This is a genomic window from Pseudomonas cavernicola, assembly GCF_003596405.1.
Lineage (GTDB): Bacteria > Pseudomonadota > Gammaproteobacteria > Pseudomonadales > Pseudomonadaceae > Aquipseudomonas > Aquipseudomonas cavernicola.
Genome location: NZ_QYUR01000006.1, coordinates 234,737 through 257,653, shown reverse-complemented (window position 1 = coordinate 257,653; position 22,917 = coordinate 234,737). Strand labels below are relative to the sequence as shown.

The following is a 22,917-nucleotide window of genomic DNA, read 5'->3' as shown; positions in this document are numbered from 1 at the left end:
AGATCCTGTTCAAGATCGTCGCGAGCGCAGGTCAGGTAAGGCGAAAATAGGCGAGGAAGCGCAGTTTACGAGTGGTAAATGAGCATTCCGAGCCTATTTTCAACGCAGCATGACCAAGCGCAGCAGATATTGAGCAGGTTCTCAGATCAATGTCTCAATCCGCAGTGTATTGGTCGTCCCCGGTTGACCAAACGGCACGCCGGCGGTGATCACCACGGTGTCGCCGCGCTGCGCCATGTTCTGCGCCTGGGCGATTTCCAAAGCGGTGCTGGTGATCTCTTCGACCTTGCTCAAGCGAGCATTGACGACCGAGTAGATGCCCCAGGCCACGGTCAAACGACGGGCGGTGTGGATGTTCGGCGTCAGGCTCAAGATCGGCGCCTTCGGTCGCTCACGCGAAGCGCGCAAGCTGGAGCTGCCGGACTCGGTGTAGTTGATCAACGCAGCCACCGGCAGAATGCCGCTGATACGACGGATCGCGCAGCTGATTGCATCGGAGGCGGTAGCCTCGGCTTGCGGGCGGCTGACGTCGAGCTGAGCCTGGAAGTCAGGGCCATTTTCCACCTGGCGGATGATCTTGCTCATCATGCTCACGGCTTCCAGCGGGTAATCACCGGAGGCGGTTTCCGCCGACAACATCACCGCGTCGGTACCTTCGGCCACGGCGTTGGCGACGTCTGTGACCTCGGCGCGGGTCGGCGCCGGCGAGAAACGCATGGATTCGAGCATCTGCGTGGCGACCACCACCGGCTTACCGAGTTGGCGGCACGTGCGGATGATGTCTTTCTGGATGCGCGGCACGTTTTCCGCCGGCACTTCCACGCCCAGGTCACCACGGGCGACCATGATCGCATCGCAGAGCTTGGCGATGGCTTCGAGCTGTTCGACGGCCGAGGGCTTCTCGATCTTGGCCATCAGGAAGGCGCGGTCACCGATCAACTCGCGCGCTTCGATGATGTCTTGCGGGCGCTGGACGAACGACAGCGCGACCCAATCCACCCCAAGCTCCAGGCCGAAATCCAGGTCGCGGCGGTCTTTCGCGGTCAGCGGGCTGAGTTCCAGCACCGCTTCAGGCACGTTGACGCCTTTGCGGTCGGACAGTTCTCCACCGGCGAGTACCTGGGTATCGATGGCATCGCTATGTTTGGCGGTCACTTGCAGGCGCAGCTTGCCGTCGTCCAGCAGCAGGTTCATCCCGGGCTGCAAGGCGGCGATGATTTCCGGGTGCGGCAGGTTGGCGCGCTGCGCGGTGCCGGGTGTCGGGTCGAGGTCGAGGCGGAAGGCCTGACCGCGTTCCAGATTGACCTTGCCTTCGGCGAAGCGGCCGACGCGCAGTTTCGGCCCTTGCAGATCCATCAGGATGCCGATCGGATAGTTCAGTTGGCGTTCCACTTCGCGCACCCAGTTGAAGCGCTCGGCGTGGTCGGCGTGTTCGCCGTGGCTGAAGTTCAGGCGGAACAGGTTGACGCCCGACTCCACCAGCTGGCGAATATCGTCGATGCCCTTGATGGCTGGGCCCAGGGTGGCGAGGATTTTTACTTTCTTATCGGGGGTCATTTGGCAGGGCTCTCCAGAATCAAGATGGCGCGGAAGTCGTTGACGTTGGTACAGGTCGGCCCGGTGACGATCAACTCGCCGAGGGCGGCGAAGTAGCCATAGCCGTTGTTGTTGTCCAGCTCGTCACTGGCACTGAGACCCTGGCGGGCGGCGCGGGCATAACTGTCGGGGCTCATCAGGGCGCCGGCGTTGTCTTCCGAGCCGTCGATGCCGTCGGTGTCGCCAGCCAATGCGTAGACGCCGGGCAGGCCTTTGAGGCTATCGGTCAAGCTCAGCAGAAACTCCGCATTGCGCCCGCCGCGACCCTTGCCGCGCACGGTGACGGTGGTTTCACCGCCGGAGAGGATCACGCATGGCGGTTTGATCGGCTGACCGTGCAAGACGATCTGCCGAGCGATACCGGCGTGGACCTTGGCCACTTCGCGGGATTCGCCTTCCAGATCGCCGAGGATCAGCGGCGTAAGACCGGCCTCCAGGGCTTTCGTGGCGGCGGCGTCGAGCGACTGTTGCGGCGTGGCGATCAGTTGGAAGTGACTGCGGGCCAGGCACGGATCGCCGGGTTTGACCGTCTCCGAACGTGGGTCTTGCAGCCAGGCGCGAACGTTGGCTGGGATCTCGATGGCATAGCGGCTGAGGATCGCCAGGGCTTCGACCGAGGTGGTCGGGTCGGCTACGGTCGGGCCGGAAGCGATTACCGTGGCTTCATCGCCCGGCACATCGGAAATCGCGTAGGTGTAGACGCTGGCCGGCCAACTGGCCTTCGCCAAGCGCCCGCCCTTGATCGCCGAGAGATGCTTACGCACACAGTTCATCTCGCCGATGGTGGCGCCGGATTTCAGCAAGGCTTTGTTGATCGCCTGTTTATCTTGCAGGGTCAGGCCGGCTGCTGGCAGGGCGAGCAGGGAAGAGCCGCCACCGGAGAGGAGGAAAATCACCCGGTCGCTTTCGTTGAGGTTGCTGACCAATTGCAGCACGCGCTGGGCGACCGCAAGACCGGCGGCATCCGGTACCGGGTGCGCGGCCTCGACCACTTCGATTTTCTGGCAGTTGGCGCCGTGGCCGTAGCGGGTCACCACCAGGCCGGAAATCTCACCCTGCCATTGCGCTTCGATCACTTCGGCCATGGCCGCTGCTGCTTTACCAGCGCCAATGACGATGACGCGACCTGTGCGGTCGGCCGGTAGATGGTCGGCCAGCACCTGACGCGGGTGGGCAGCGTCGATGGCAGTGGTGAACAGCTCACGTAGCAAAGACGCTGGATTGAAAGTCGGATCGAAAGACATGGCAGGGCTCCTGAGTTCTTGTTGTGCTGCTGGGCCGATTGCAGTCCGGAGCCGCCGCGCAGGTAACAGCGGTTCGGGACTGGAATCGACCAACCTGGCAAGTAGGCCGTGACTCCGCCTGCCAGGAGGTCGAAATTTTTACTCCCCCCTCTCCCTCTGGGAGAGGGGCTGGGGGTGAGGGAAACACCGAGCATGTTGATCGTTCCCACGCTCCAGCGTGGGAATGCAGCCCGTGACGCTCCGCGTCACAAAAGCAGACGCTGGAGTGTCCTTAGAGGCATTCCCACGCAGAGCGTGGGAACGATCCATTTGCTTCAGCTCTGCGCTCTTCAGTCCTCGCGGATCGAGAAGTTGGCCATGTGCTCCAAGCCTTTGATCAGCGCCGAGTGATCCCAGTTGCTGCCGCCGATGGCCGCGCAGGTGCTGAACACTTGCTGGGCGTTGGCGGTGTTAGGCAGGTTCAGGCCCAACTCGCGTGCGCCGGCCAGCGCCAGGTTGAGGTCCTTCTGGTGCAAGCTGATGCGGAAGCCCGGGTCGAAGGTGCCTTTGATCATACGCTCGCCATGCACTTCGAGAATCTTCGAGCCGGCGAAGCCGCCCATCAGTGCTTCACGCACCTTGGCAGGGTCTGCACCGTTCTTCGCGGCGAACAGCAGCGCTTCGGCTACGGCCTGAATGTTCAGGGCCACGATGATCTGGTTGGCAACCTTGGCGGTCTGGCCGTCACCGTTGCCACCGACGCGGGTGATGTTCTTGCCCATGGCTTGGAACAGCGGCAGGGCGCGCTCGAAGGCATTCGGGCAACCACCGATCATGATGCTCAGGGTCGCAGCTTTGGCACCGACTTCACCACCGGATACCGGCGCGTCGAGGTAGGCGGCGCCGGTGGCCTTGATCTTCTCGGCGAAGACTTTGGTCGCGGTCGGCGAGATCGAGCTCATGTCGATCACTACTTTGCCGGCGCCAACGCCCTCAGCCACGCCGTCCTTGCGGAACAGCACTTCTTCAACCTGCGGCGTATCCGGCACCATGATGATGATGAACTCGGCTTCCTGCGCCACTTCGCGCGGGGTGGCCAGGCCAATACCGTTGTCGCCTAGCAGGTCAGCCGGCGCCTTGTCGAAGTGTTCGGAGAAGAACAGAGTGTGCCCGGCTTTTTGCAGGTTCTGAGCCATGGGCTTGCCCATGATGCCGGTGCCGATAAATCCGATTTTAGCCATGAGGATTCTCCTTAGATGGCGTTGTGGAGACGCTGAAAACTTCAGCGTCTTCAGTGGTACATGGATGTGCCACCCGCCAACCATCGGTTGGCGAGAGCCGAGTCCGGGCTTGTACCGGACTCGGCATTTCTGAAAAAGTCAGGAGGACTTTTTCAGAACTAAACGAACGCTTTCAGCCAGCCGAGGCCAGCAACGGTGGTGGTAGCCGGCTTGTATTCACAGCCGATCCAGCCCTGGTAGCCGATGCGGTCCAGGTGCTCGAAGAGGAAGCGGTAGTTGATCTCGCCAGTGCCCGGCTCGTTGCGGCCCGGGTTGTCGGCGAGCTGTACATGGTTGATCGCTGCCAGGTTGCCTTCCATGGTGCGGGCCAGATCGCCCTCCATGATTTGCATGTGGTAGATGTCGTATTGCAGGTACAGGTTGCTGCTGCCGACCTTCTCGCGAATAGCCAGCGCCTGCTTGGTGTTGTTCAGGTAGAAGCCGGGAATGTCGCGGGTGTTGATGGCTTCCATGACCAGCTTGATGCCGGCGGCTTGCAGCTTGTCGGCGGCGAATTTCAGGTTGTCGACGAAGGTTTGTTCGACGCTCGCGCAGTCGAGGCCCTGCGGGCGAATACCGGCCAGGCAGTTGATCTGCTTGTTGCCCAGCACTTTGGCGTAGGCGATAGCTTGATCGACGCCGGCGCGGAACTCGGCAACGCGATCCGGGTGGCAAGCGATGCCACGCTCACCCTTGGCCCAGTCGCCGGCGGGCAGGTTGAACAGCACCTGCTCGAGTTTGTTGGCGTCCAGGCGCGCTTTGATTTCTTCGGCGCTGAAGTCGTAGGGGAACAGGTATTCAACGCCGTTGAAGCCAGCTTGGGCGGCGGCGTCGAAACGATCCAGGAAGTCCACTTCGGTGAACAGCATGGACAGGTTGGCAGCAAAACGGGGCATAAGAACTCTCCTCGGTTAACTCCCCTTTCCCGCCCTTCTTTTATGTAGAGGGGGAGAGGGGCCGGGGGAGAGGGTAAAAGCTAAAAGCCCCTCTCCCTAACCCTCTCCCACAAGTGGGAGAGGGGATGGTTCAGCATCAATCCAGCAACGAGATCGCAGTCGGCGCATCCGCACCGGTCAGTGCCAGGTCTTCGAACTCGTTGACCGCATTGATTTCGGTGCCCATGGAGATGTTGGTCACGCGCTCCAGGATGATTTCCACAATCACCGGAACCCGGTGCTGTTTCATCAGTTCCTGAGCCTGGCGCAGAGCCGGCTGGATCTCGCTCGGTTCGAACACGCGAATCGCCTTGCAACCCAGACCCTCTGCGACGGCCACGTGATCCACGCCATAGCCGTTCAGCTCAGGAGCATTGATGTTGTCGAACGCCAGCTGTACGCAGTAATCCATCTCGAAACCGCGCTGCGCCTGACGGATCAGGCCGAGGTAGGAGTTGTTCACTACCACGTGGATGTACGGCAGGTTGAACTGCGCGCCGACGGCCAGTTCTTCGATCATGAACTGGAAGTCGTAGTCGCCGGACAACGCCACCACGTTGCGCGTCGGATCAGCCTTGACCACACCCAGCGCCGCCGGAATGGTCCAGCCCAGCGGGCCAGCTTGACCACAGTTGATCCAGTGGCGCGGCTTGTAGACGTGCAAGAACTGTGCGCCGGCAATCTGCGACAAGCCGATGGTGCTGACGTAGCAGGTGTCCTTGCCGAACACCTCGTTCATCTCTTCGTAGACGCGTTGCGGCTTGACCGGCACGTTGTCGAAGTGGGTCTTGCGCTGCAGGGTCCGCTTGCGCTGTTGGCAGGCGTCTACCCAGGCGCTGCGGTTCTTCAGCTTGCCAGCGGCTTTCCACTCGCGAGCGACGGTGACGAACATGTCCAGTGCGGCGCTGGCATCGGAAACGATGCCCAGGTCCGGGTTGAACACGCGGCCAATCTGGGTCGGCTCGATGTCGACGTGGATAAAGCGTCGGCCGGCGGTGTAAACGTCGACCGAACCGGTGTGGCGGTTGGCCCAACGGTTGCCGATGCCGAGTACCAGGTCGGACTCCAGCATGGTGGCGTTGCCATAGCGATGCGAAGTTTGCAGACCAACCATGCCGACCATCAATGTGTGGTCATCCGGGATGGAGCCCCAGCCCATCAGGGTCGGTACTACCGGCACGCCGACCAGTTCAGCGAACTCAACCAGCTTGGCGCTGGCGTCGGCGTTGATCACGCCACCACCGGAAACGATCAACGGGCGCTCGGCCTCGTTGAGCATCGTCAGGGCTTTTTCGATCTGGGTACGGTTAGCGGCAGGCTTGGCCAGCGGCAACGGCTCGTAGGCGTCGATATCGAATTCGATCTCGGCCATCTGCACGTCGAACGGCAGGTCGATCAGCACCGGGCCCGGGCGGCCGCTGCGCATTTCGTAGAAGGCCTTCTGGAACGCGTAAGGCACTTGGCCCGGCTCCATGACGGTGGTTGCCCACTTGGTCACCGGCTTAACAATGCTGGTGATGTCGACCGCCTGGAAATCTTCCTTGTGCATCCGCGCACGCGGCGCCTGGCCGGTGATGCAGAGGATTGGGATCGAGTCGGCGCTGGCGCTGTACAGGCCGGTGACCATGTCGGTGCCGGCTGGGCCGGAGGTCCCGATGCACACGCCGATATTGCCGGCCTTGGTGCGGGTGTAACCCTCAGCCATGTGCGAGGCGCCTTCAACGTGACGGGCCAGGACGTGGTCGATGCCGCCGACTTTTTTCAGCGAGGAATACAAGGGGTTGATAGCGGCGCCGGGGATACCAAACGCGGTGTCAACGCCTTCGCGGCGCATTACGAGGACGGCAGCCTCGATTGCTCTCATTCTGGCCATGCTGTTGTGCCTCTTTTGTTCTTAAATTGTATACAACTTACGGTGTTGGATTCTATTCAGCTCATGACTTTGCGGTCAACATTTTTTCTGTGGCAAAGCGCCGCACCGAAAAATCTTTTAAAACAGCCGTTTGAGCGGGCGCGCAGTAGGTGCCTGGGCTGCGGCTAAAAAGAATGTATACAAATTTCTATCTGATTGTACCTATCTATTGTGTTTTTTGGTTTCGGTGAGATATTTACTCCGAGCTTTTGATTGCGTCCGTTCGGCTCGCCCCGCTGTTCTGGGCAGCCGTGTGCAGTGGCAGTTGCCCTGCTCAGCAGCACGGACGGGCGCGTTTCTTTCTGATTTCTCACTACGACAAGAAGGGCTGAACATGAGCGCTTTAACACTGGAAACCGCGACTATCATCACCAACCAGGCGTTGGCGGCCGGTCGAGCCATCTCCGCCGCGCCACTGACCATTGCGGTGCTGGATGCGGGCGGGCATCTGATTACGCTGCTGCGCGAAGACGGCGCGAGCATGCTGCGACCGCAAATTGCCATCGGCAAAGCCTGGGGCGCCGTGGCGTTGGGCAAGGCTTCACGGCTGATCGCCAATGACGCACAGCAGCGCCCGAGCTTTATCTCGGCGGTCAACACCTTGGCGCAGGGCAATCTGATTCCGGCACCGGGCGGCGTGCTGATCCGCAATGCGGAAAATACGGTGATCGGCGCCATCGGCATCAGCGGCGACACCTCCGACATCGACGAGCAGTGCGCAGTCAAAGGTGTGCTGGCGGTTGGCTTGGTGGCGGATGCGGGCTAACTTATCGCTCGGCCCGCTGCGAGTGCGGCTGTAGGGTGGGCTTTAGCCCACCGAGGCAGAGTGTGTGGTGGGCTGAAGCCCACCCTACAAAGCTGCGCTTGCTTGCGTGACATTCCCTTGCCGTAAAAAAACGCCTCTTCCCGATGGGAGAGGCGTTTTTTTTTTAGCGATGCAGAAAGGTGAGTTAGCCGGCGACTTTGACTGCTGGTTTTTCGCTGCTATCGGCGATCTCACAGCCCTTGATCACCAAGCGAATGATGGTCTCGGCGGCCGCTTCGTAATCGGCATCGTCGAGGCTGGCTTTGCCGGTGACGGTGGAGATTTGCCAATCGAAGTCCGCGTAGGTCTGAGTCGCCGCCCAGATGCTGAACAGCAGATGGTTGGGGTCGACTTTGGCCATCAAGCCTTGATCGATCCACGCCTGGATGCAGCTGATGTTATGCGTGGCTTGCCCGTTGAGCTGTGCGGTTTGGTCTGCCGACAGGTGCGGCGCGCCGTGCATGATCTCGCTGGCGAACACCTTGGAGGCGTAAGCCAGATCGCGGGAGATGCGAATCTTCGAGCGGATATAGGCCTTCAGCACCTCAGCCGGTTGGCCGCCTTCGTTGAACGGCGCAGAGGCCTGCAGTAGCGGCTCGATGATGCTTTCCAGCACCTCGCGGTAGAGGTTTTCTTTCGACTTGAAGTAGTAATAAACGTTGGGCTTGGGCAGGCCCGCCTTGGCGGCGATATCGCTGGTCTTGGTCGCGGCAAAGCCTTTGTCGGCGAACTCTTCACTGGCCGCGCGCAGAATTAACTCTTTATTGCGCTCGCGAATGCTGGTCATTTAAAGACTCTTTTGCTGTTTACACCGCGTAGAGGATGGTGGACGGGCGGTCGGGCATGGTAGCACCGGCCTCGCGCGAGGCTCAACGTTGCTGGGCCTGAATTGGAATGCGCAAAACCCGTAGGAGCGAGCTTGCTCCCCATGCCAGCGTTGCATAGCTAAATTTTTGTATACGCGCCGTGGGGTTTCTGGTTACATTCCTGACCCTGCGGTCAATAACAAAAACGTCTCGGCTCCTTGAGCGCTAGGAGACTCGCTTTGCACAACACCCAATTGGTCGACCCTTTCGGTCGGCGCATCACCTACCTGCGTCTGTCGGTCACCGACCGCTGCGACTTTCGCTGCACCTACTGCATGAGCGAAGACATGGTCTTCGCCCCTCGCGAACAGATTCTCAGCCTGGAAGAGCTCTATGCCGTGGCCGATGCCTTTATCGGTCTTGGGGTTAAACGCATCCGCATTACCGGCGGTGAGCCGCTGGTGCGCAAGGGGCTGCTCAGCCTGCTCGAGCGCTTGGGCGCACGGCCTGAACTGGAAGACCTGGCGATCACCAGTAACGGCTCGCAGCTTTACGAGATGGCGCCGCAACTGCGCGCCGCTGGCGTCAAGCGCCTGAATATCAGCATCGACTCCCTGCAGCGCGAACGTTTTGCAGCCTTCACCCGGCGCGACAAGCTCGAGCAAGTACTGGTCGGCATCGAAGCGGCGAGGGCGGCAGGTTTTAGCCGGATCAAACTCAACAGCGTGGTGCAGAAAGGTCGCAACGATGACGAAGTGCTCGATCTGGTCGAGTTCGCCGTCGAGCGCGGGCTGGATATCAGCTTTATCGAAGAGATGCCGCTGGGCAGCATCTCCAGCCACAAGCGCGAAGAGACCTTCTGTTCCAGTGATGAAGTGCGCGAGCGCATCGAGCAACGCTACGCACTGGTGCGCAGCAGCCGCGTCACGGGCGGGCCATCGCGCTACTGGCAAGTGGTCGGTAGCGATACTCAGGTCGGTTTCATCTCCCCGCACAGTCACAACTTTTGCGGCGACTGCAACCGCGTGCGGGTGACCGCCGAGGGCAAGCTGGTGCTCTGCCTCGGCCATGAAGGCGCCCTCGATCTAAAAGCCCTGCTGCGCGCCTATCCGGGAGATAGCCAGCGCCTGCGCGAAGCCCTGCAAAACGCCCTGCAACTCAAGCCGGAGCGCCATCACTTCCAGGTTGAAGAGCAAGTGCAGGTATTGAGGTTCATGAGCATGACTGGCGGCTAAGCCGCATCGATAAATTCCTCGGCCAAGCAAGCGCGCGGCTACTTGTCTCTGTTCGAATCGATCAAAGCCACTTACAGACCGTTGAAAAACTACTGCGGGCTTCGCGCGCACCGTTTTCAACGGCCCGCTAACCAGGAGGGTTGTTGTGAAGCCTAAGCTCGTCTGCAGTCTGTTAGCCGTTCTGCTATCCACCAGCGCCCAGGCGCAAACCTATGTGGTTGGCGTGGAAAACCTGGCCTTCTTGCCGCACTACAGCACCGATAAACAGGGTAATTACGAGGGTTTCGCCCGCGAAGTGCTAGACCTGTTCGCGGCCAAAAGCGGCGTGCAGCTGGAGTACAAGCCGCTGTCGGTCGAGCGCCTGTTACCCGCGCTGCTGCAAGGCGAGGTGGACTTCAAATACCCGGACAGCCCCAACTGGTCGCAGACGCAAAAAGCCGGCAAGGGCTTGAGCTACAGCCAGGGGGTGGTCAATTACGTCGACGGGGTGCTGGTCGCCCCGCAACAGCAAGGCCACGGCCTGGAAAAGCTGCAACGCCTGGCAGTGGTGAATGGCTGGACACCTTGGGGTTATCAGGAGCGCATCGCCGCGCAGCAGATTCATCTGTTCCAGAGCGCCGACCTGCAACAGATGATCAAACAAGCCCTGAAGAAAGACGCCGACGGCGCCTACTTCAACGTGGTAGTCGCCACCTATTATCTCGACAACATCCGCGCTCGCCCTGGCGCACTGGTGTTCGACCCGAAACTGCCCTACACCCGCAGCACCTTTAACCTCTCGACGGTCAAACACCCCGAACTGATTCAGCGCTTTGACCAATTCCTGGTGGAGCAGCATGCCGACATTGCTGCGCTAAAAGCCAAATACCAAGTCGAGGCCAATCTCGATTCGGAATTCATGGGCATGGAGCAGTGGAAGGTGGACTTCCTCAAACGGCAGAAAGCCAAAGAGGCCGCGGGCCTCTGACCGCTGCTTGCGCCTACCCGTAGGGGCGAGCTCTGCTCGCGAACCTCCCGGATAACTGGCTGGCTGATTTCCTCCCCATGAGCGGATAAACCAGCCCGAGATCGTTGTCCTATCGCTAGGCAGGCTTACCGTTGTGATCAAAACGCTGAAAAGGCGGGCGAGGGGCGAGCTCGGCCTGCCTTGCAGCGTCTTTTATTACAGAGGTGGTGAGATGAGCGTGAAGCCCATGCTTGGCATGTGGGTAGTGGCTGCGATTGGTTCAGGCATGCTGACTCCAGCGTTAGCGGATCACTGGCGAGACGGACGCGAGGGGGGCGATTGGAAGGATGAGTTCTGGGATGGGCCGTGCAAGGTAAAGCTTGAGTCCGACGACGATGAATACAAGGAAGAGATCAAATGCCCAAACGGCCGCGGCGCCCGCTGGCGTCGTGGCGAGTGGAAAGACGAGTTCTGGGACGGCGCCTGCAAGGTCAAGATCGAAGCCAAGCGCGATGAGTACAAGAAAGAGGTCAAGTGCGAGCGCGATGACGACGATTGATCGGTTGTTCGGGCGGCGCTGAAAACGGCGAACTCATTGATGGTTCCCACGCTCCAGCGTGGGAACCCCGCAGCGGACGCTCCGCGTCCGATGGAGGTCTCGGTCGGTTGAGCAGACGCAGAGCGTCTTGGGCTGCGTTCCCACGCTGGAGCGTGGGAACGATCGATTTGACGATTGATCGGTTGTTCGGGCGGCGCTGAAAACGGCGAACTCATTGATGGTTTGATGGTTCCCACGCTCCAGCGTGGGAACCCCGCAGCGGACGCTCCGCGTCCGATGGAGGTCTCGGTCGGTTGAGCAGACGCAGAGCGTCTTGGGCTGCGTTCCCACGCTGGAGCGTGGGAACGATTGGTTAATCATCAGGTATCAATCCATGTCCTCCAGTACCCCCCCCTGTTTTCGGCGTCGGTGATGCGTCTTTCTTGGCTGCCGGCGGTATCGAAGGCATTAACAGGTTGGTCGACGATTTCTATCAAATCATGGATGAATCAAGTGACATCGCCAGCGTCAGGCAAATGCACGGCAAGAGCCTGGATCTGGCGCGCAATAAGCTAGCTAGTTTTTTGTGTGGTTGGCTTGGTGGGCCGCGCCTTTATGCCGAGAACTATGGGTCGATCAATATTCCGCAGTTCCATGCTCGTTGGCCGATAGGTGAGGGGGCGCGTGATGCGTGGTTGCTGTGTATGCAAAGAGCCATCGCCCGGCAGCCTTACTCGCCAGAGTTTGCGCAGTATTTACTCGAGCAGTTGCGGGTGCCGGCTGAACGTATAGTGCAAGCGAGCGGTATCTTGTATGGCCGCAAAGAGTCTTAGGCGCTTGCTTGCCGCCGGCTCAGTCGCCGCCAACGGGCTATCAGAAGTGCGCCTTTATTGATCGTGAGGAATAGAAAAGGGGGATGACGCCAGGCGCCATCCCCCTTGGTATTAGCCGTTGCCGCCTACCCGGCAGCGGCCAAGTGCTTTAGAAGTGGTATTTCACCAGCGCCTGGACGGCGGCCTGGTCGAAACCATCTTCGGAACCGTCGACGGGTTTCAAGCCGTATTTGTTGTGCCACATGTTCAGCTCGGTGCCGACGTAGAGTGTGCGCTCTTCGCCGAACAGGGCCTTGCCCGCATCCCATTTGATCTGGATCGAGGAGCCGAGCGAGGTCTGGGTGCCGGCATCCTTGGAAGGGCTGCGCCAGTCGATATAGCCGTCGATGACGAAGCTCTGCTTGCCGATGCCGAAGGGGTAGGCGCCAGCGATGGTCAATTGCTCGGCATAGCCTGGGCCGCTAGTGTCGGCGAAGAGCGCGTGATCGTTGATCTTGACCCGATACAGGTTGGTCTGCAGGAAGGCGAAGCCGGGCACATTCCAGTCCAGACCAATACCGTACAGGTAGTTTTCGGTACCGGGGCCGCCATTGCCTTTCTCATACACGAAGGCTGCCAGGACGTCCTTCAGCGGGCCGACCGAGAGGCTTTGGCCGGTCAGCCAGCTGCCGCTGACCCGGGGATTAATCTCCATGTAGTAGAAGTTGTCCTTCTCACTGGCGTGGAAGGTGCCTTGGTCAAAGCTACCGCCGAACTGGAGGTTGTCCGCATCGATGTAGTCGTAGAAGGCAAAGATGTCGCCCCAGTTCCAGCCGCTGGCGTGCTCGAAGGTATAGGTGGTTTGCGAGCGCTGTTCTTCGGCGTCGAAGTTGAGCTGGTCGAAGTTGCTGCCATTCAGGTAGGTCAGGCTATTGTCTTGCCAGTGCAGCAGGTCGCCGGCGGTGGCTGCCTGGCTGCCGGTAAACAGACCGACTGACAGGGCGAGGCAGTGTGGCAGGTGCTTCAGGTTCATGCGGTTTTCCTTGTTGTAGTGGTTACAGGGCTTCTCATCCCAAGCGTTGGCCGCCGCACTGACGCGCGTTTCAGTTCAGTGCGCTGGCCGTCGCCAGGGTTGAAGAGGGGAACCGGCGCGCAGTCTCTCAGCTCGATAGGCTAGCTTGTGCTGGCCGGATTAGAGGGTTCGCTTCGCTTGGGTTGCTGATAGCGGTATCGGCTTCGCCGCTGGGGTTCTGCATCACTTCGAGGACCGAGGCTTCCGGGTCGAACTCGTGTTCTTCCAATTCTACGTATCTTTCCGGCAGGAAGATGTTCAGCAGGATCGCCGCGAAGGCGCCCACGACTATCAGGGGCGGGGGTGATGATGCCGACGAAGCTCGCCAGCATGTGTTGCAGGGCGGCGAAGATCGCTGCACTGAAGTGCAGTCTGTCTTCCAGGCCGTAGATAAGGTCGGAGCGGTTGTTGCTGTGAGAGCTATTGGGTGTGGTCATGGTTAGCCTGCCAATTGTTTTTATTTGGTCGTGGGCTTACGGGGCGCGGGGATGCCCGCGGGCTGACCTGCCAATAAGTTGATCGTAAGGTCAGGTTTTCGACTATAACACTCTGCGGACATGACAAATAACAATTTAATTGAAAATTGTGTACAAAAAATCGAGTCGCGTAGGGTGGGCACATAGCCAATGAATTCGCCCCTGCATGTGAGCGCTACGCCCAGATCCCTCGGCAATCCGCGAAGGGCCAACAAAAAGCCCGCATTGCGGCGGGCTTGGTAGTGCGGGAGGCGGTTTTCGCTGTCGATGCCGTACTTGTCCTGCCAACAGCCAACCTGCCGAAGGACAGGCTTGATCAGAAGCTGAACTCCATGTTCAGCGTTGGCGTCGAGGTGCGGCTGCCGCGGCCGCCGTCCACGCCGAACTTGTTGTGCCAGTACTCATAGCCGACGCCGAACCAGAGGTTAGTGGTCTTCCAGCCCGGCAGGGTGGCCACCATCAGCGCGGTGCGCATCAGTGTCTCGGGGGCGGTGTCGTTGTCGTTGAAGTCCTCGCCCTTGTCGCCGACGTGGTTGACGAAGCCCTGGAACTTGGCCGCGTGGTCGCCGAGCTGGAACGGCCGCAGCCAGGCCAGGTTGAGCATGTAGGTGGCGTCGAAGGTGTGATCCGGGTGGCGCGCACCGGGAATGCCCGAGTGATTCTTCTCGCGGTAGTACATCAGGCTCAGATCGAACACGCCGGGGCCGTTGAACTTCAGCGTCGGGCCGAACGCCAGGGCGCGTTTCTGCGCCGAGGCTCTGTTGTTGTTGCGGTTGGCGTCGAAGCCGAAGGTGAAGGCGTAGTCCTTGATCAGCCCGGTGCCCAGCGGCTGGTCGAACACCCGCGAGGCGAACAGCTGGTGGCGATACACGCCGTACACCTCGCTGCCACCGTGGTCGGTGCCCTTGCGCGGGTCGCGGCTGTCGGATAGGAATACGTCGAGGTTGAGGTAGTTGCTGCCGTAGCGGTAGCCGCTGGCGTGGGTGAAGCTGTAGGCGCGCTTGGCGAACTTGTCCGGATTGTTCGGGTTAGTGAACTGCTGACCGTAACGGAAACCGACGCTGTTGTTCATCCACTCGAACATCTTTCCTTCGTCCGCGCTGGCGAAGCTGGCCGGGCTGGCGGCGATAAGGGCGGCGCCGAGCGCCAGGCTTGGGTAGCGGATCATGCTGGTTTTCCTTCTTGTTGTTCTTCTGGAAACTGGCAAAGGCCTTGCTCGGCCTCGGACTCGGCGTGGCCGCTCAGGTGAGCGCGCTCCTTTTCACCGAGGATGTTGAACAGCAGGTTGAGCAGCACGGCCCAGCTGGCCGACATGGCAATACCGCTGTGGGTGATGGGCTCCATCCAGGCGGGAAGTGCGGCGAAGAAGTCGGCTGGCTGCAGGCCCGGGGTTATCGTCAGGCTTAGAGTCGTAGGGTGGGCTTCAGCCCCCACCGGGATGCCTGTGATGGTGGGCTAAAGCCCACCATCACAGGGCTTCGTCGAGTAACGCGCCAACCACAACCGGCACCCTGATGGCTGCCGGTTGTGGATACCAATGCCTGTGCAGTTGTAGCCCGTGAGCCGTTGGCTACAGCGTGCTAGTGGACTGCTGCCGCCGTTCGATGGGGCTTCGGCGCGTGGTCATCTTCAGCGATTACCGGTACTTCCTCGCCCAGGGCATCGTAGAGCTTGCCGTCAATGAAGTAATCGCCTTCATTGAGCGCGGCAATATCCTGATAACGCAGGCTGCGTTCGGTGCCAGCGACGAATACCGACTGTTGATCCGAGTTGCCGGCGGTGAAGTGGTTGAACAACAGGTTCAAGAGGATCGCCATGATCGCCGCCGAGCTGATACCGGAGTGGAAGATAGTGGCGAACCAACTGGGGAAATGATCATAGAAAGCCGGGGCGGCGATCGGAATCATGCCGAAGCCGATGGAGGTCGCGACGATGATCAGGTTCATGTTGTTGCGGTAGTCGACCTTGGACAGGGTACGGATGCCGCTCGCGGCCACGGTGCCGAACAGGACGATACCAGCGCCACCCAGGACCGAAGTCGGCACGGCGGCGATCACGCGGCCCATCACCGGCAGCAAGCCCAGGCTCACCAGAATCAGACCGCCAGTAGCCACCACATAGCGGCTCTTGACCCCGGTGACGGCAACCAAGCCGACGTTCTGGGCGAAGGCGCTTTGGGTGAAGGAGCCAAAGATCGGCGCCAACATGCTGGAAATCATGTCGGCGCGCAGTCCGTTGCCCAAGCGCCGGGAGTCCACCTTGGTCTCAATGATGTCACCGACCGCGAGGATATCCGCCGAGGTTTCCACCATGGTCACCAGGATCACGATCAGCATGGAAATGATGGCCGCCACTTCAAAGGTCGGCATGCCGAAATGAAACGGTGTCGGAAAGGCCAGAATCGGGCCGGAGGTGACTTTGGAGAAGTCGGCCATGCCGAAGAACAGGGCGATCACGGTGCCGATGACCATTGCCAGCAGGATCGACAGGCGTGAAATCGTCGCGCTACCGACCTTGCTCAGCAACAGCACGATGGTCAGGGTGATGGCGGCCAGGCCGATGTTGGACATGCTGCCAAAGTCTTCCGCGTGGCTGTTGCCGCCCATGGCCCAGCGCGCCGCGACCGGCATCAGCGTCAGGCCAATGGTGGTGATTACGATTCCCGACACCAGAGGCGGGAAGAATTTGGTGATCTTGGAAAAGATCGGCGTGATTAAAAGTCCGATCAGCGCCGCGACAATCACCGCGCCAAGCACCGCCGGAATGCCACCGCCACCGCTGCTGGTGGTGACGATTGCGATCATCGTGGCAACGCCAGCGAAGGACACCCCTTGCACCAGCGGCAGCTGGCAACCGAAGAAGGGCAGGCCGATGGTCTGCAACAGTGTCGCCAAGCCGCCGACGAACAACGACGCGGTAATCAGCAAGCCAATGTCGCTGGGTGAAAGCCCGGCCGCCTGACCGACGATCAGCGGCACCGCGACAATGCCGCCGTACATGGTCAAGACGTGCTGCAGGCCGTAGGCCAAGTTGGCGCCAACACCCAGCTTCTCGTCCTCAGGACGTTGTTCTGGAGTTGTTCTAGCAAAGGACGTTTTCATGGGGAGAGCCTCTGGCTTTTTTTTTGTGCTCGCACTGTAGACAATTAAATCAACGATTGGCTAGTGATTTGTATACAAAATTTAAATCCTGTCTTGACAGTCAGGATTTTCGCAGAAATGAGTCGGCACATAACGACACAGGAAAGCCCGCGCTGTTGTCTTGGTTGGGATGAGGGGAGGCTTGCGCATGCTCTGCTGCGGGCACGCCAATGCGCTTATCAGCACGCTGCCGGTGGGTAGGCGCGCCACTTTGGCCACCGTTGCAGTGGCCAAGCTCATGACTAGGAGGAGTGAGGCGGGGGCGGTTTACTGCTTGCTGTTACCCAGCACCTGCAGCAGGATCATCAATCGACGTAGGGGGATAACGCTCTTTTATCCACCGGGGACGCAGCATGGCCGCCCCATGGTGGAAAACCGCTTTGCGGATCTTCTACCCTGCGCAACTGTATATCGCCCACGGCGTACTCAAATCGGGGCAACCTTTTGATGCTCGACTGGCTCTTGTTCACGGACTAGAGAGACGGTATCTACCGTGCTTCTGCTTCTAAAAGCGGGCCCTGAACTGTTGGCTCAGGCATAGCCAAAAAAAAACCGCGCCCAAAGGGCGCGGCTAAACGTGGATCACTTGGTCTGGGCGCCTTGTGCAATCCAGGCGCCGATCAGGTCGCGCTCTTCCTGGGTCATCTGGGTGATATTGCCCAGCGGCATGGTTTGCGTGGCGACAGCCTGGGCCTGAATCTTCGCCGCCAGCTGCTGGATCTGTTGCGGAGTATCGAACATTACTCCGGCAGGTGCGCTGCTGAACATCGGGCTGGTCGGCTTGGCTGAGTGACAGACGGTGCAACGCTCTTGAATCACGCTATGCACTTTGTCGAAACCAGCAGCGGCGGCTTGAGTCGGTGCGCCGCTGGCTGGTGCAGGCTCCTTAGCCGGTGCGGCAGGAGCTGTCGCTGCGGGCTTGGCGCCGCTGATCGCAGTTGCCGGAATTGGCGCGTATTCGATGACTTCGGTTTTCGCGACTGTAGGGCTGGTCGACTTCAGGCTCGGGCCGGTGACGAAGGCCAGACAGATCATGCCCAGCGCGCCGGCTGGCAGGGTCCAGGCGAACTTATTGCTTTCGTGACGGGTGTTGAAGTAGTGACGCACCAACACCGCCAGCACCGAGATCCCAGCCAGGATCAGCCAGTTGTACTGGCTACCGTAAGTGCTCGGGAAGTGGTTGCTGATCATGATGAACAGCACCGGCAGGGTGAAGTAGTTGTTGTGGCGCGAACGCAGCAGACCTTTGGCCGGCAGGGCCGGGTCCGGCGTGCGGTTCTCTTCGATGGCTTTAACCAGCGCGCGCTGGGCCGGCATGATGGTACGGAAGACGTTACCGACCATGATAGTGCCGATGATGGCGCCGACATGGATGTAGGCACCGCGACCGCTGAACACTTGGCTCAGGCCAAACGATGCGGCGACCAGCAGCACGAACAGCACCAGGCCGAGCAGGGCCGGTTGTTTGCCCAGCGGCGAGTCACAGAGGACGTCGTAGATGAACCAGCCGGCGATTAGCGAGGCGATACCGATGGCGACTGCGACGCCGGGGGCCATGTCGCTACCCGGTGCAACCAGATACAGCGCCGGGTTGAGGTAGTAGACGACCATCAACAGGGCGACGCCGGACATCCAGGTGAAATAGGCTTCCCATTTGAACCAATGCAGGTTATCCGGCATTTTCGGCGGAGCCAGCTTGTACTTTTCCAGGTGATAGATGCCGCCACCGTGGATCGCCCACAGGTCGCCGGCCAGCCCATCCCGTGGGTTGACGCGATTCAGGTTGTTTTCCAACCAGACGAAATAGAACGAGGCACCGATCCAGGCGATGCCGGTGATCATGTGAACCCAGCGAATGCTCAGATTCAGCCATTCAATCAGATGTGCTTCCACAGTCTTTTCCTCTTTCACCTGTCACCGACACGTCGGCTTCCAGGTCTTCTCTTATTGGTGGGGGGTGAGGAGCAAACACTCATCCTCGGTAAAAAAATGCTCATCGCAGTTGTTGCCAGAACCGCTGCGATCAACCACCAGGAAGTCATCCCGCTTTTCGATCGTCAGCACCGGGTGGTGCCAGACGCCGCGATGGTAATTAACGCCCTGCCTGCCATTACTACGGAAGGCTCGGACTAACTCTGATTCAGGTGCATCGCCAAGTGGCGCGACCACGATCAGAAAGGGGTTGCCGAGCAGCGGTATGAACGCCTGGCTGCCCAGCGGATGACGCTCCAGCATGCGTATGGTCAACGGCATTTCCAGAGCTTGGGCGCTGAAGATGCTGATGATCGCCTTATCCTCCGGCTGCGCGGTCTCGACCGTGGCCAGTTTGTGATAGCGGCGAGTGGAGCCGTTGTTGATCATGAAGTGATCGCTGCCTTCGGTCTCGATGACATCACCGAATGGGGCGAAGGCTTCTTTGGTCAACGGCTCGATTTTTAGTTTGCGCATACTGGTTCTGCTTGTTCAGGTTTGCTCTAACTCCCCTCTCCCGCATGCGGGAGAGGGGCCGGGGGAGAGGGTTGAAATGTTACCCCTCTCCCTAGCCCTCTCCCCAAAGGGGAGAGGGGACAGACAACTTACTTCGCCACTTTGCCGAACAGGCGCAGGCGGCTGATACCACCATCCGGGAACACGTTGATGCGCACATGCGTCACCGGGCCGAGGGCGTTGATCTGCTCGGCGAACTCATGCTCGGCGTGCATCTGCAGCTTCTGGTTCGGCAGCAGCTCGCGCCAGAACAGGCTTTGGGTCTCGATCTGGCTGTCGGTGCCGCCTTTGACGAAGGCCGCCTGGATCGAGCAGCTGTCCGGGTAGTTGCCTTTGAAGTGCAGGGTATCGACCACGATGCGCTCGATCTCGCCCGGGTGACCGAGGGCGACGATCACCCAATCGTTACCCGGCGTACGGCGGCGGGCGGTTTCCCAGCCATCGCCCATGTTGATGCCGCGGCCCGGGTTGAGGATGTTGCTCATGCGGCCGAAGTGTTCGTCCGAGCAGGCCAGGGCGCGACCGCCATTCAGGGCGGAGGCCAGGTCGAGCTGTTCATTGTCGCCAACCGAGGACCAGTCGCGGAACGGGATGCCGTATACGCGCAGACGGGCCACACCACCGTCCGGGTAGATGTTGAAGCGCAGGTGAGTCCACGCCTGGTCGTTGCTGATCGCGTGGTAGTGATGGCTGTTGCCTTGCAGCTCGACAGCGCTCAGCACTTCAGTCCACTGGGTCGCTTCGGTCGGGTCGCCTGCAACCACGAAGCAGGCTTCGAGGGAGGCGGACGGCGGGAAGTTACCGGTGAAGAAGCTGGTGTCGATATCCACACCCTTGATCGAGCCCGGCACACCCAGGCGGATCACGGCGCTGTCGTAACCTTCGAAGCGCTTGCGGCGCGACTCCCAGCCATCCATCCACTTACCGTTGTCATCGAACACGCCTTCTTTCCACACTGCCGGGGTCGGCTGGAACAGGCGGTTGACGTCGGCGAACCAATCATCGGTGACGGAGATGGCTTTGGTGCCGAGGCGAGCATCGGCCAGGTTGACGAACTTCTCGAAGGGTACGGCGTAAGCTTTCATTAGTTGTCTGCCTTACTTAGGGGCGGGAGAGGTGGCGGTTAGTGGCCTGTGTGGCTAGTTAAATTAGTCAATCTCGGCGCCTTGTCTCGGAACTTCAGGCATCCGAGCTTGAGTTAACCAACTAGCCGTACAGGCCACCTGGGCTTACAGGGTTTGCAGCCGGAACAGCGCGATCTTGTTGATCTCAGCGAGCGCCCGGGTGAACTCAGCGTCCGTCGAGTTATGAATGCGCTCTTCGAATGCCGCCAGGATCTGGTGCCGATTGCTGCCTTTAACCGCCATGATGAAGGGAAACGCGAACTTCGCTTTGTAGGCGTCGTTCAGCTCGGTGAAGCGCTGAAACTCTTCAGCCGTGCATTCGTGGATGCCTGCACCGGATTGCTCCGATGTGCTGGCCTGGGTCAGTTCACCGCGCACCGCAGCTTTGCCAGCAAGGTCCGGGTGAGCATTGATCAGGGCCAATTGGGCGGCTTTATCGGCGCTCAGCAGGATGTCGGCCATGCGCTGGTGCAGGCCGTCGATAGCGTCAACGCTGGTATCCAGGCCCAGATCAAAAGCCTTTTCGGCGACCCAGGGCGAGTGTTCGTAGATGTCGGCGAAGGCCGCGACGAATGCTTCGCGCGTTAGTTGCGAAGGCGTCAGAGTCTGGAAGCGGCTCATTTAGAGCTCTCCTGTGTGAACGACTGCTTTTGATAAGGATGGTTTGCGTGCCAGTGGCGGGCGATATCGACGCGACGGGCGAACCAGACTTTCTCAAAGCCCTGGGCGTATTCGATGAAGCGTTGCAGTGCCGCCAGGCGCGCCGGACGGCCGATCAAGCGGCAGTGCAGGCCGATGGAAAGCATCTTCGGCGCCTCGGCGCCTTCTTCGTACAGCACGTCGAACGCGTCTTTCAGGTACTGGAAGAACTGCTCGCCGCAGTTGAAACCCTGCACCTGGGTGAAACGCATGTCATTGGTGTCCAGGGTGTAGGGAATCACCAGGTGCGCGTTGCCGGTCGGGTTGTTGGTTTCCCAGTAGGGCAGGTCGTCGTCATAGGTGTCGGAGTCATAGAGGAAGCCTCCTTCCTCCATCACCAGGCGGCGGGTATTCGGACCGGTGCGGCCGGTGTACCAGCCCAGCGGACGCTCGCCGGTGATCTCGGTGAGGATGCGGATGGCTTCGAGCATGTGCTCGCGTTCCTGGGCCTCGTCCATGTACTGATAGTCGATCCAGCGGTAGCCGTGGCTGCAGATCTCGTGGCCGGCGGCGGCCATGGCGCGGATCAGATCCGGGTGGCGCTGGGCAGCCATGGCCACGGCGAACACGGTCAGCGGGATATCGAACTTCTTGAACAGTTTGAGGATGCGCCAGACGCCGGTACGGCTACCGTATTCGTAGAGCGACTCCATGCTCATGTTGCGCGCGCCTTGCAACGGCTGGGCGGCAACCATCTCGGAGAGGAAGGCTTCGGATTCTTTATCGCCGTGGAGGATATTGCGCTCGCCGCCTTCCTCGTAATTCAGCACGAAGGAGATCGCGATGCGCGCGTCGCCCGGCCAGTGCGGATGGGGAGGGGTGTTGCCGTAACCGATCAGGTCGCGAGGGTAGTCAGCGCTCACTGCAGTTTTCCTTCTTATAGATGTTGCGATCGCTGTGGGTGCCTGAGGGTTCGGGCGTGGGCGACCGTGATGGGGTGATTGTATACAAAGTGAATGGTGTTTTGTAAATCTAAAATTTCACTGTTTTTCGCTGCAGTGTGCTTGCAAAGCAATAAGCTGAGTGCTCAGGCGTTACCGCCTTCAAGGCCAGATGGCTGAGCGTACTAAACAGCCATAGACAAGCTGGGTCGTGGATTCATGCAGGATGTAGACGGAAATTATTGTGTACAATTTTCAATTAAAGTGTCTTATATTCTTTAAGTGGCGTGTTAAGCTTGGCTCGCGCCGGGGCTTTGGGCCTGTGCGGCGTACCGAATTCAACTGAGTAGAGGAGGCGTGGTGTCTGCGAGGTTCGCTCGGCGAGCGCAGATGCCCTGAACCAATGGGACGTTTAACGACGCATGTATTGGATGCCGCGCACGGCTGCCCTGGCAGCGCGATCAAGGTCGAGTTGTATCGGGTCGAAGCCGAACGGCTGGAGCTGATTGCAACCGCGCAGACCAACCACGATGGCCGCTGCGATGCGCCGATCCTGCAAGGCGATGACTATGTCAGCGGGGTCTACCAGCTGCAGTTCCACGCCGGTGACTACTACCGTGCCCGAGGGGTAGAGCTGCCCAACCCAGCCTTTTTAGATGTTGTGGTACTGCGCTTCGGCATTTCCGCCGAGCAGGATCACTACCACGTACCGCTGCTGATTTCGCCTTACAGCTACTCCACCTACCGCGGTAGTTAGGCAGCAAGCCCGATTGCCCTCGACTCCTTTGGAAGAGTCCTTAGCCCGTTCACACTGCGGGCTTTTTTTCGCCCTTCATTTGTCAGTAGGCAGGCGGAATTTGCGCCAGCCCATCCTGTGGGCGTGGCTGCGAGAATTGAACACTTGTTTGCGTTGAGTTTGACCAAGGATGAACCGCAGCCTTATGAGGCGT

Annotated in this window: 21 protein-coding genes; 6 read left to right on the top strand and 15 right to left on the bottom strand. The window is 60.0% G+C overall.

Annotation, left to right across the window (positions count from 1 at the left end):
* Window positions 1-141 precede the first annotated feature (141 nt).
* The 5 genes from pyk to gcl all read right to left on the bottom strand — a co-directional run bounded on the left by pyk (window position 142) and on the right by gcl (window position 6,907).
* Entirely contained in the window at window positions 142-1,557 is a 1,416-nt protein-coding gene (gene pyk / locus D3879_RS17230) for a pyruvate kinase (protein ID WP_119955496.1), read from the bottom strand.
* Entirely contained in the window at window positions 1,554-2,840 is a 1,287-nt protein-coding gene (locus D3879_RS17225; protein ID WP_119955495.1) for a glycerate kinase type-2 family protein, read from the bottom strand. The genes pyk and D3879_RS17225 overlap by 4 nt, the downstream gene beginning before the upstream one ends.
* Before the next feature lie 329 nt (window positions 2,841-3,169).
* On the bottom strand, window positions 3,170-4,060 hold the full coding sequence (locus tag D3879_RS17215; protein ID WP_119955493.1) for a 2-hydroxy-3-oxopropionate reductase: 891 nt from the start codon (window positions 4,058-4,060) through the stop codon (window positions 3,170-3,172).
* Window positions 4,061-4,218: 158 nt separating this feature from the next.
* On the bottom strand, window positions 4,219-4,995 hold the full coding sequence (hyi, locus tag D3879_RS17210) for a hydroxypyruvate isomerase (RefSeq protein WP_119955492.1): 777 nt from the start codon (window positions 4,993-4,995) through the stop codon (window positions 4,219-4,221).
* Between the two features lie 136 nt (window positions 4,996-5,131).
* Window positions 5,132-6,907 carry a glyoxylate carboligase gene (gcl, locus tag D3879_RS17205; protein WP_119955491.1) on the bottom strand — a complete coding sequence of 592 codons (1,776 nt, stop codon included), beginning with the start codon at window positions 6,905-6,907 and terminating at the stop codon, window positions 5,132-5,134.
* A 373-nt stretch (window positions 6,908-7,280) separates the two neighbouring features.
* Here gcl and D3879_RS17200 point away from each other — a divergent pair, with 373 nt between their 5' ends.
* Window positions 7,281-7,712: a GlcG/HbpS family heme-binding protein gene (locus D3879_RS17200; protein WP_119955490.1), complete on the top strand. Its 432-nt coding sequence runs from the start codon at window positions 7,281-7,283 to the stop codon at window positions 7,710-7,712.
* A gap of 184 nt (window positions 7,713-7,896) precedes the next feature.
* Here the strand turns inward: D3879_RS17200 and D3879_RS17195 are convergent, their stop codons facing one another.
* The gene (locus tag D3879_RS17195; RefSeq protein ID WP_119955489.1) at window positions 7,897-8,538 is read right to left on the bottom strand and encodes a TetR/AcrR family transcriptional regulator; all 642 of its coding nucleotides are present in this window, start codon (window positions 8,536-8,538) and stop codon (window positions 7,897-7,899) included.
* A 258-nt stretch (window positions 8,539-8,796) separates the two neighbouring features.
* On the opposite strand from D3879_RS17195, the gene moaA reads away from it, so the two are divergent.
* The 4 genes from moaA to D3879_RS17175 all read left to right on the top strand — a co-directional run bounded on the left by moaA (window position 8,797) and on the right by D3879_RS17175 (window position 12,109).
* Window positions 8,797-9,792, top strand: coding sequence for a GTP 3',8-cyclase MoaA (moaA, locus tag D3879_RS17190; RefSeq protein ID WP_119955488.1), 996 nt, complete (start codon window positions 8,797-8,799; stop codon window positions 9,790-9,792).
* Window positions 9,793-9,937: 145 nt separating this feature from the next.
* Window positions 9,938-10,759 carry a substrate-binding periplasmic protein gene (locus tag D3879_RS17185; RefSeq protein ID WP_119955487.1) on the top strand — a complete coding sequence of 274 codons (822 nt, stop codon included), beginning with the start codon at window positions 9,938-9,940 and terminating at the stop codon, window positions 10,757-10,759.
* A gap of 211 nt (window positions 10,760-10,970) precedes the next feature.
* Entirely contained in the window at window positions 10,971-11,297 is a 327-nt protein-coding gene (locus tag D3879_RS17180; RefSeq protein WP_119955486.1) for a hypothetical protein, read from the top strand.
* A 422-nt stretch (window positions 11,298-11,719) separates the two neighbouring features.
* A complete protein-coding gene (locus tag D3879_RS17175) occupies window positions 11,720-12,109 on the top strand; it encodes a group II truncated hemoglobin (protein WP_338014890.1) in 390 nt (129 codons plus the stop codon).
* Between the two features lie 148 nt (window positions 12,110-12,257).
* Here the strand turns inward: D3879_RS17175 and D3879_RS17170 are convergent, their stop codons facing one another.
* The 9 genes from D3879_RS17170 to puuE form a co-directional block, all read right to left on the bottom strand.
* On the bottom strand, window positions 12,258-13,121 hold the full coding sequence (locus D3879_RS17170) for an outer membrane protein OmpK (RefSeq protein ID WP_119955484.1): 864 nt from the start codon (window positions 13,119-13,121) through the stop codon (window positions 12,258-12,260).
* Window positions 13,122-13,952: 831 nt separating this feature from the next.
* The gene (locus D3879_RS17160; protein ID WP_119955483.1) at window positions 13,953-14,804 is read right to left on the bottom strand and encodes a nucleoside-binding protein; all 852 of its coding nucleotides are present in this window, start codon (window positions 14,802-14,804) and stop codon (window positions 13,953-13,955) included.
* Window positions 14,801-15,070: a hypothetical protein gene (locus D3879_RS26710; protein ID WP_177412451.1), complete on the bottom strand. Its 270-nt coding sequence runs from the start codon at window positions 15,068-15,070 to the stop codon at window positions 14,801-14,803. The genes D3879_RS17160 and D3879_RS26710 overlap by 4 nt, the downstream gene beginning before the upstream one ends.
* A gap of 146 nt (window positions 15,071-15,216) precedes the next feature.
* Window positions 15,217-16,737 (bottom strand): nucleobase:cation symporter-2 family protein, encoded by a 1,521-nt coding sequence (locus D3879_RS17150; RefSeq protein ID WP_158592099.1) that lies wholly within the window; start codon window positions 16,735-16,737, stop codon window positions 15,217-15,219.
* Window positions 16,738-17,358: 621 nt separating this feature from the next.
* Window positions 17,359-18,669: a urate hydroxylase PuuD gene (locus D3879_RS17145; protein ID WP_119955481.1), complete on the bottom strand. Its 1,311-nt coding sequence runs from the start codon at window positions 18,667-18,669 to the stop codon at window positions 17,359-17,361.
* Window positions 18,670-18,720: 51 nt separating this feature from the next.
* Window positions 18,721-19,224, bottom strand: coding sequence for an ureidoglycolate lyase (locus tag D3879_RS17140; protein ID WP_119955480.1), 504 nt, complete (start codon window positions 19,222-19,224; stop codon window positions 18,721-18,723).
* Window positions 19,225-19,352: 128 nt separating this feature from the next.
* Window positions 19,353-20,348, bottom strand: a complete 996-nt coding sequence (gene alc / locus D3879_RS17135) for an allantoicase (protein ID WP_119955479.1) — start codon at window positions 20,346-20,348, stop codon at window positions 19,353-19,355.
* Between the two features lie 144 nt (window positions 20,349-20,492).
* Complete coding sequence (gene uraD, locus D3879_RS17130; protein ID WP_119955478.1) at window positions 20,493-21,008, bottom strand: 2-oxo-4-hydroxy-4-carboxy-5-ureidoimidazoline decarboxylase; 516 nt, start codon at window positions 21,006-21,008, stop codon at window positions 20,493-20,495.
* Window positions 21,005-21,949, bottom strand: coding sequence for an allantoinase PuuE (gene puuE / locus D3879_RS17125; RefSeq protein WP_119955477.1), 945 nt, complete (start codon window positions 21,947-21,949; stop codon window positions 21,005-21,007). The genes uraD and puuE overlap by 4 nt, the downstream gene beginning before the upstream one ends.
* Window positions 21,950-22,370: 421 nt before the next feature.
* On the opposite strand from puuE, the gene uraH reads away from it, so the two are divergent.
* The gene (gene uraH, locus D3879_RS17120) at window positions 22,371-22,724 is read left to right on the top strand and encodes a hydroxyisourate hydrolase (RefSeq protein ID WP_119955476.1); all 354 of its coding nucleotides are present in this window, start codon (window positions 22,371-22,373) and stop codon (window positions 22,722-22,724) included.
* Window positions 22,725-22,917: the final 193 nt, after the last annotated feature.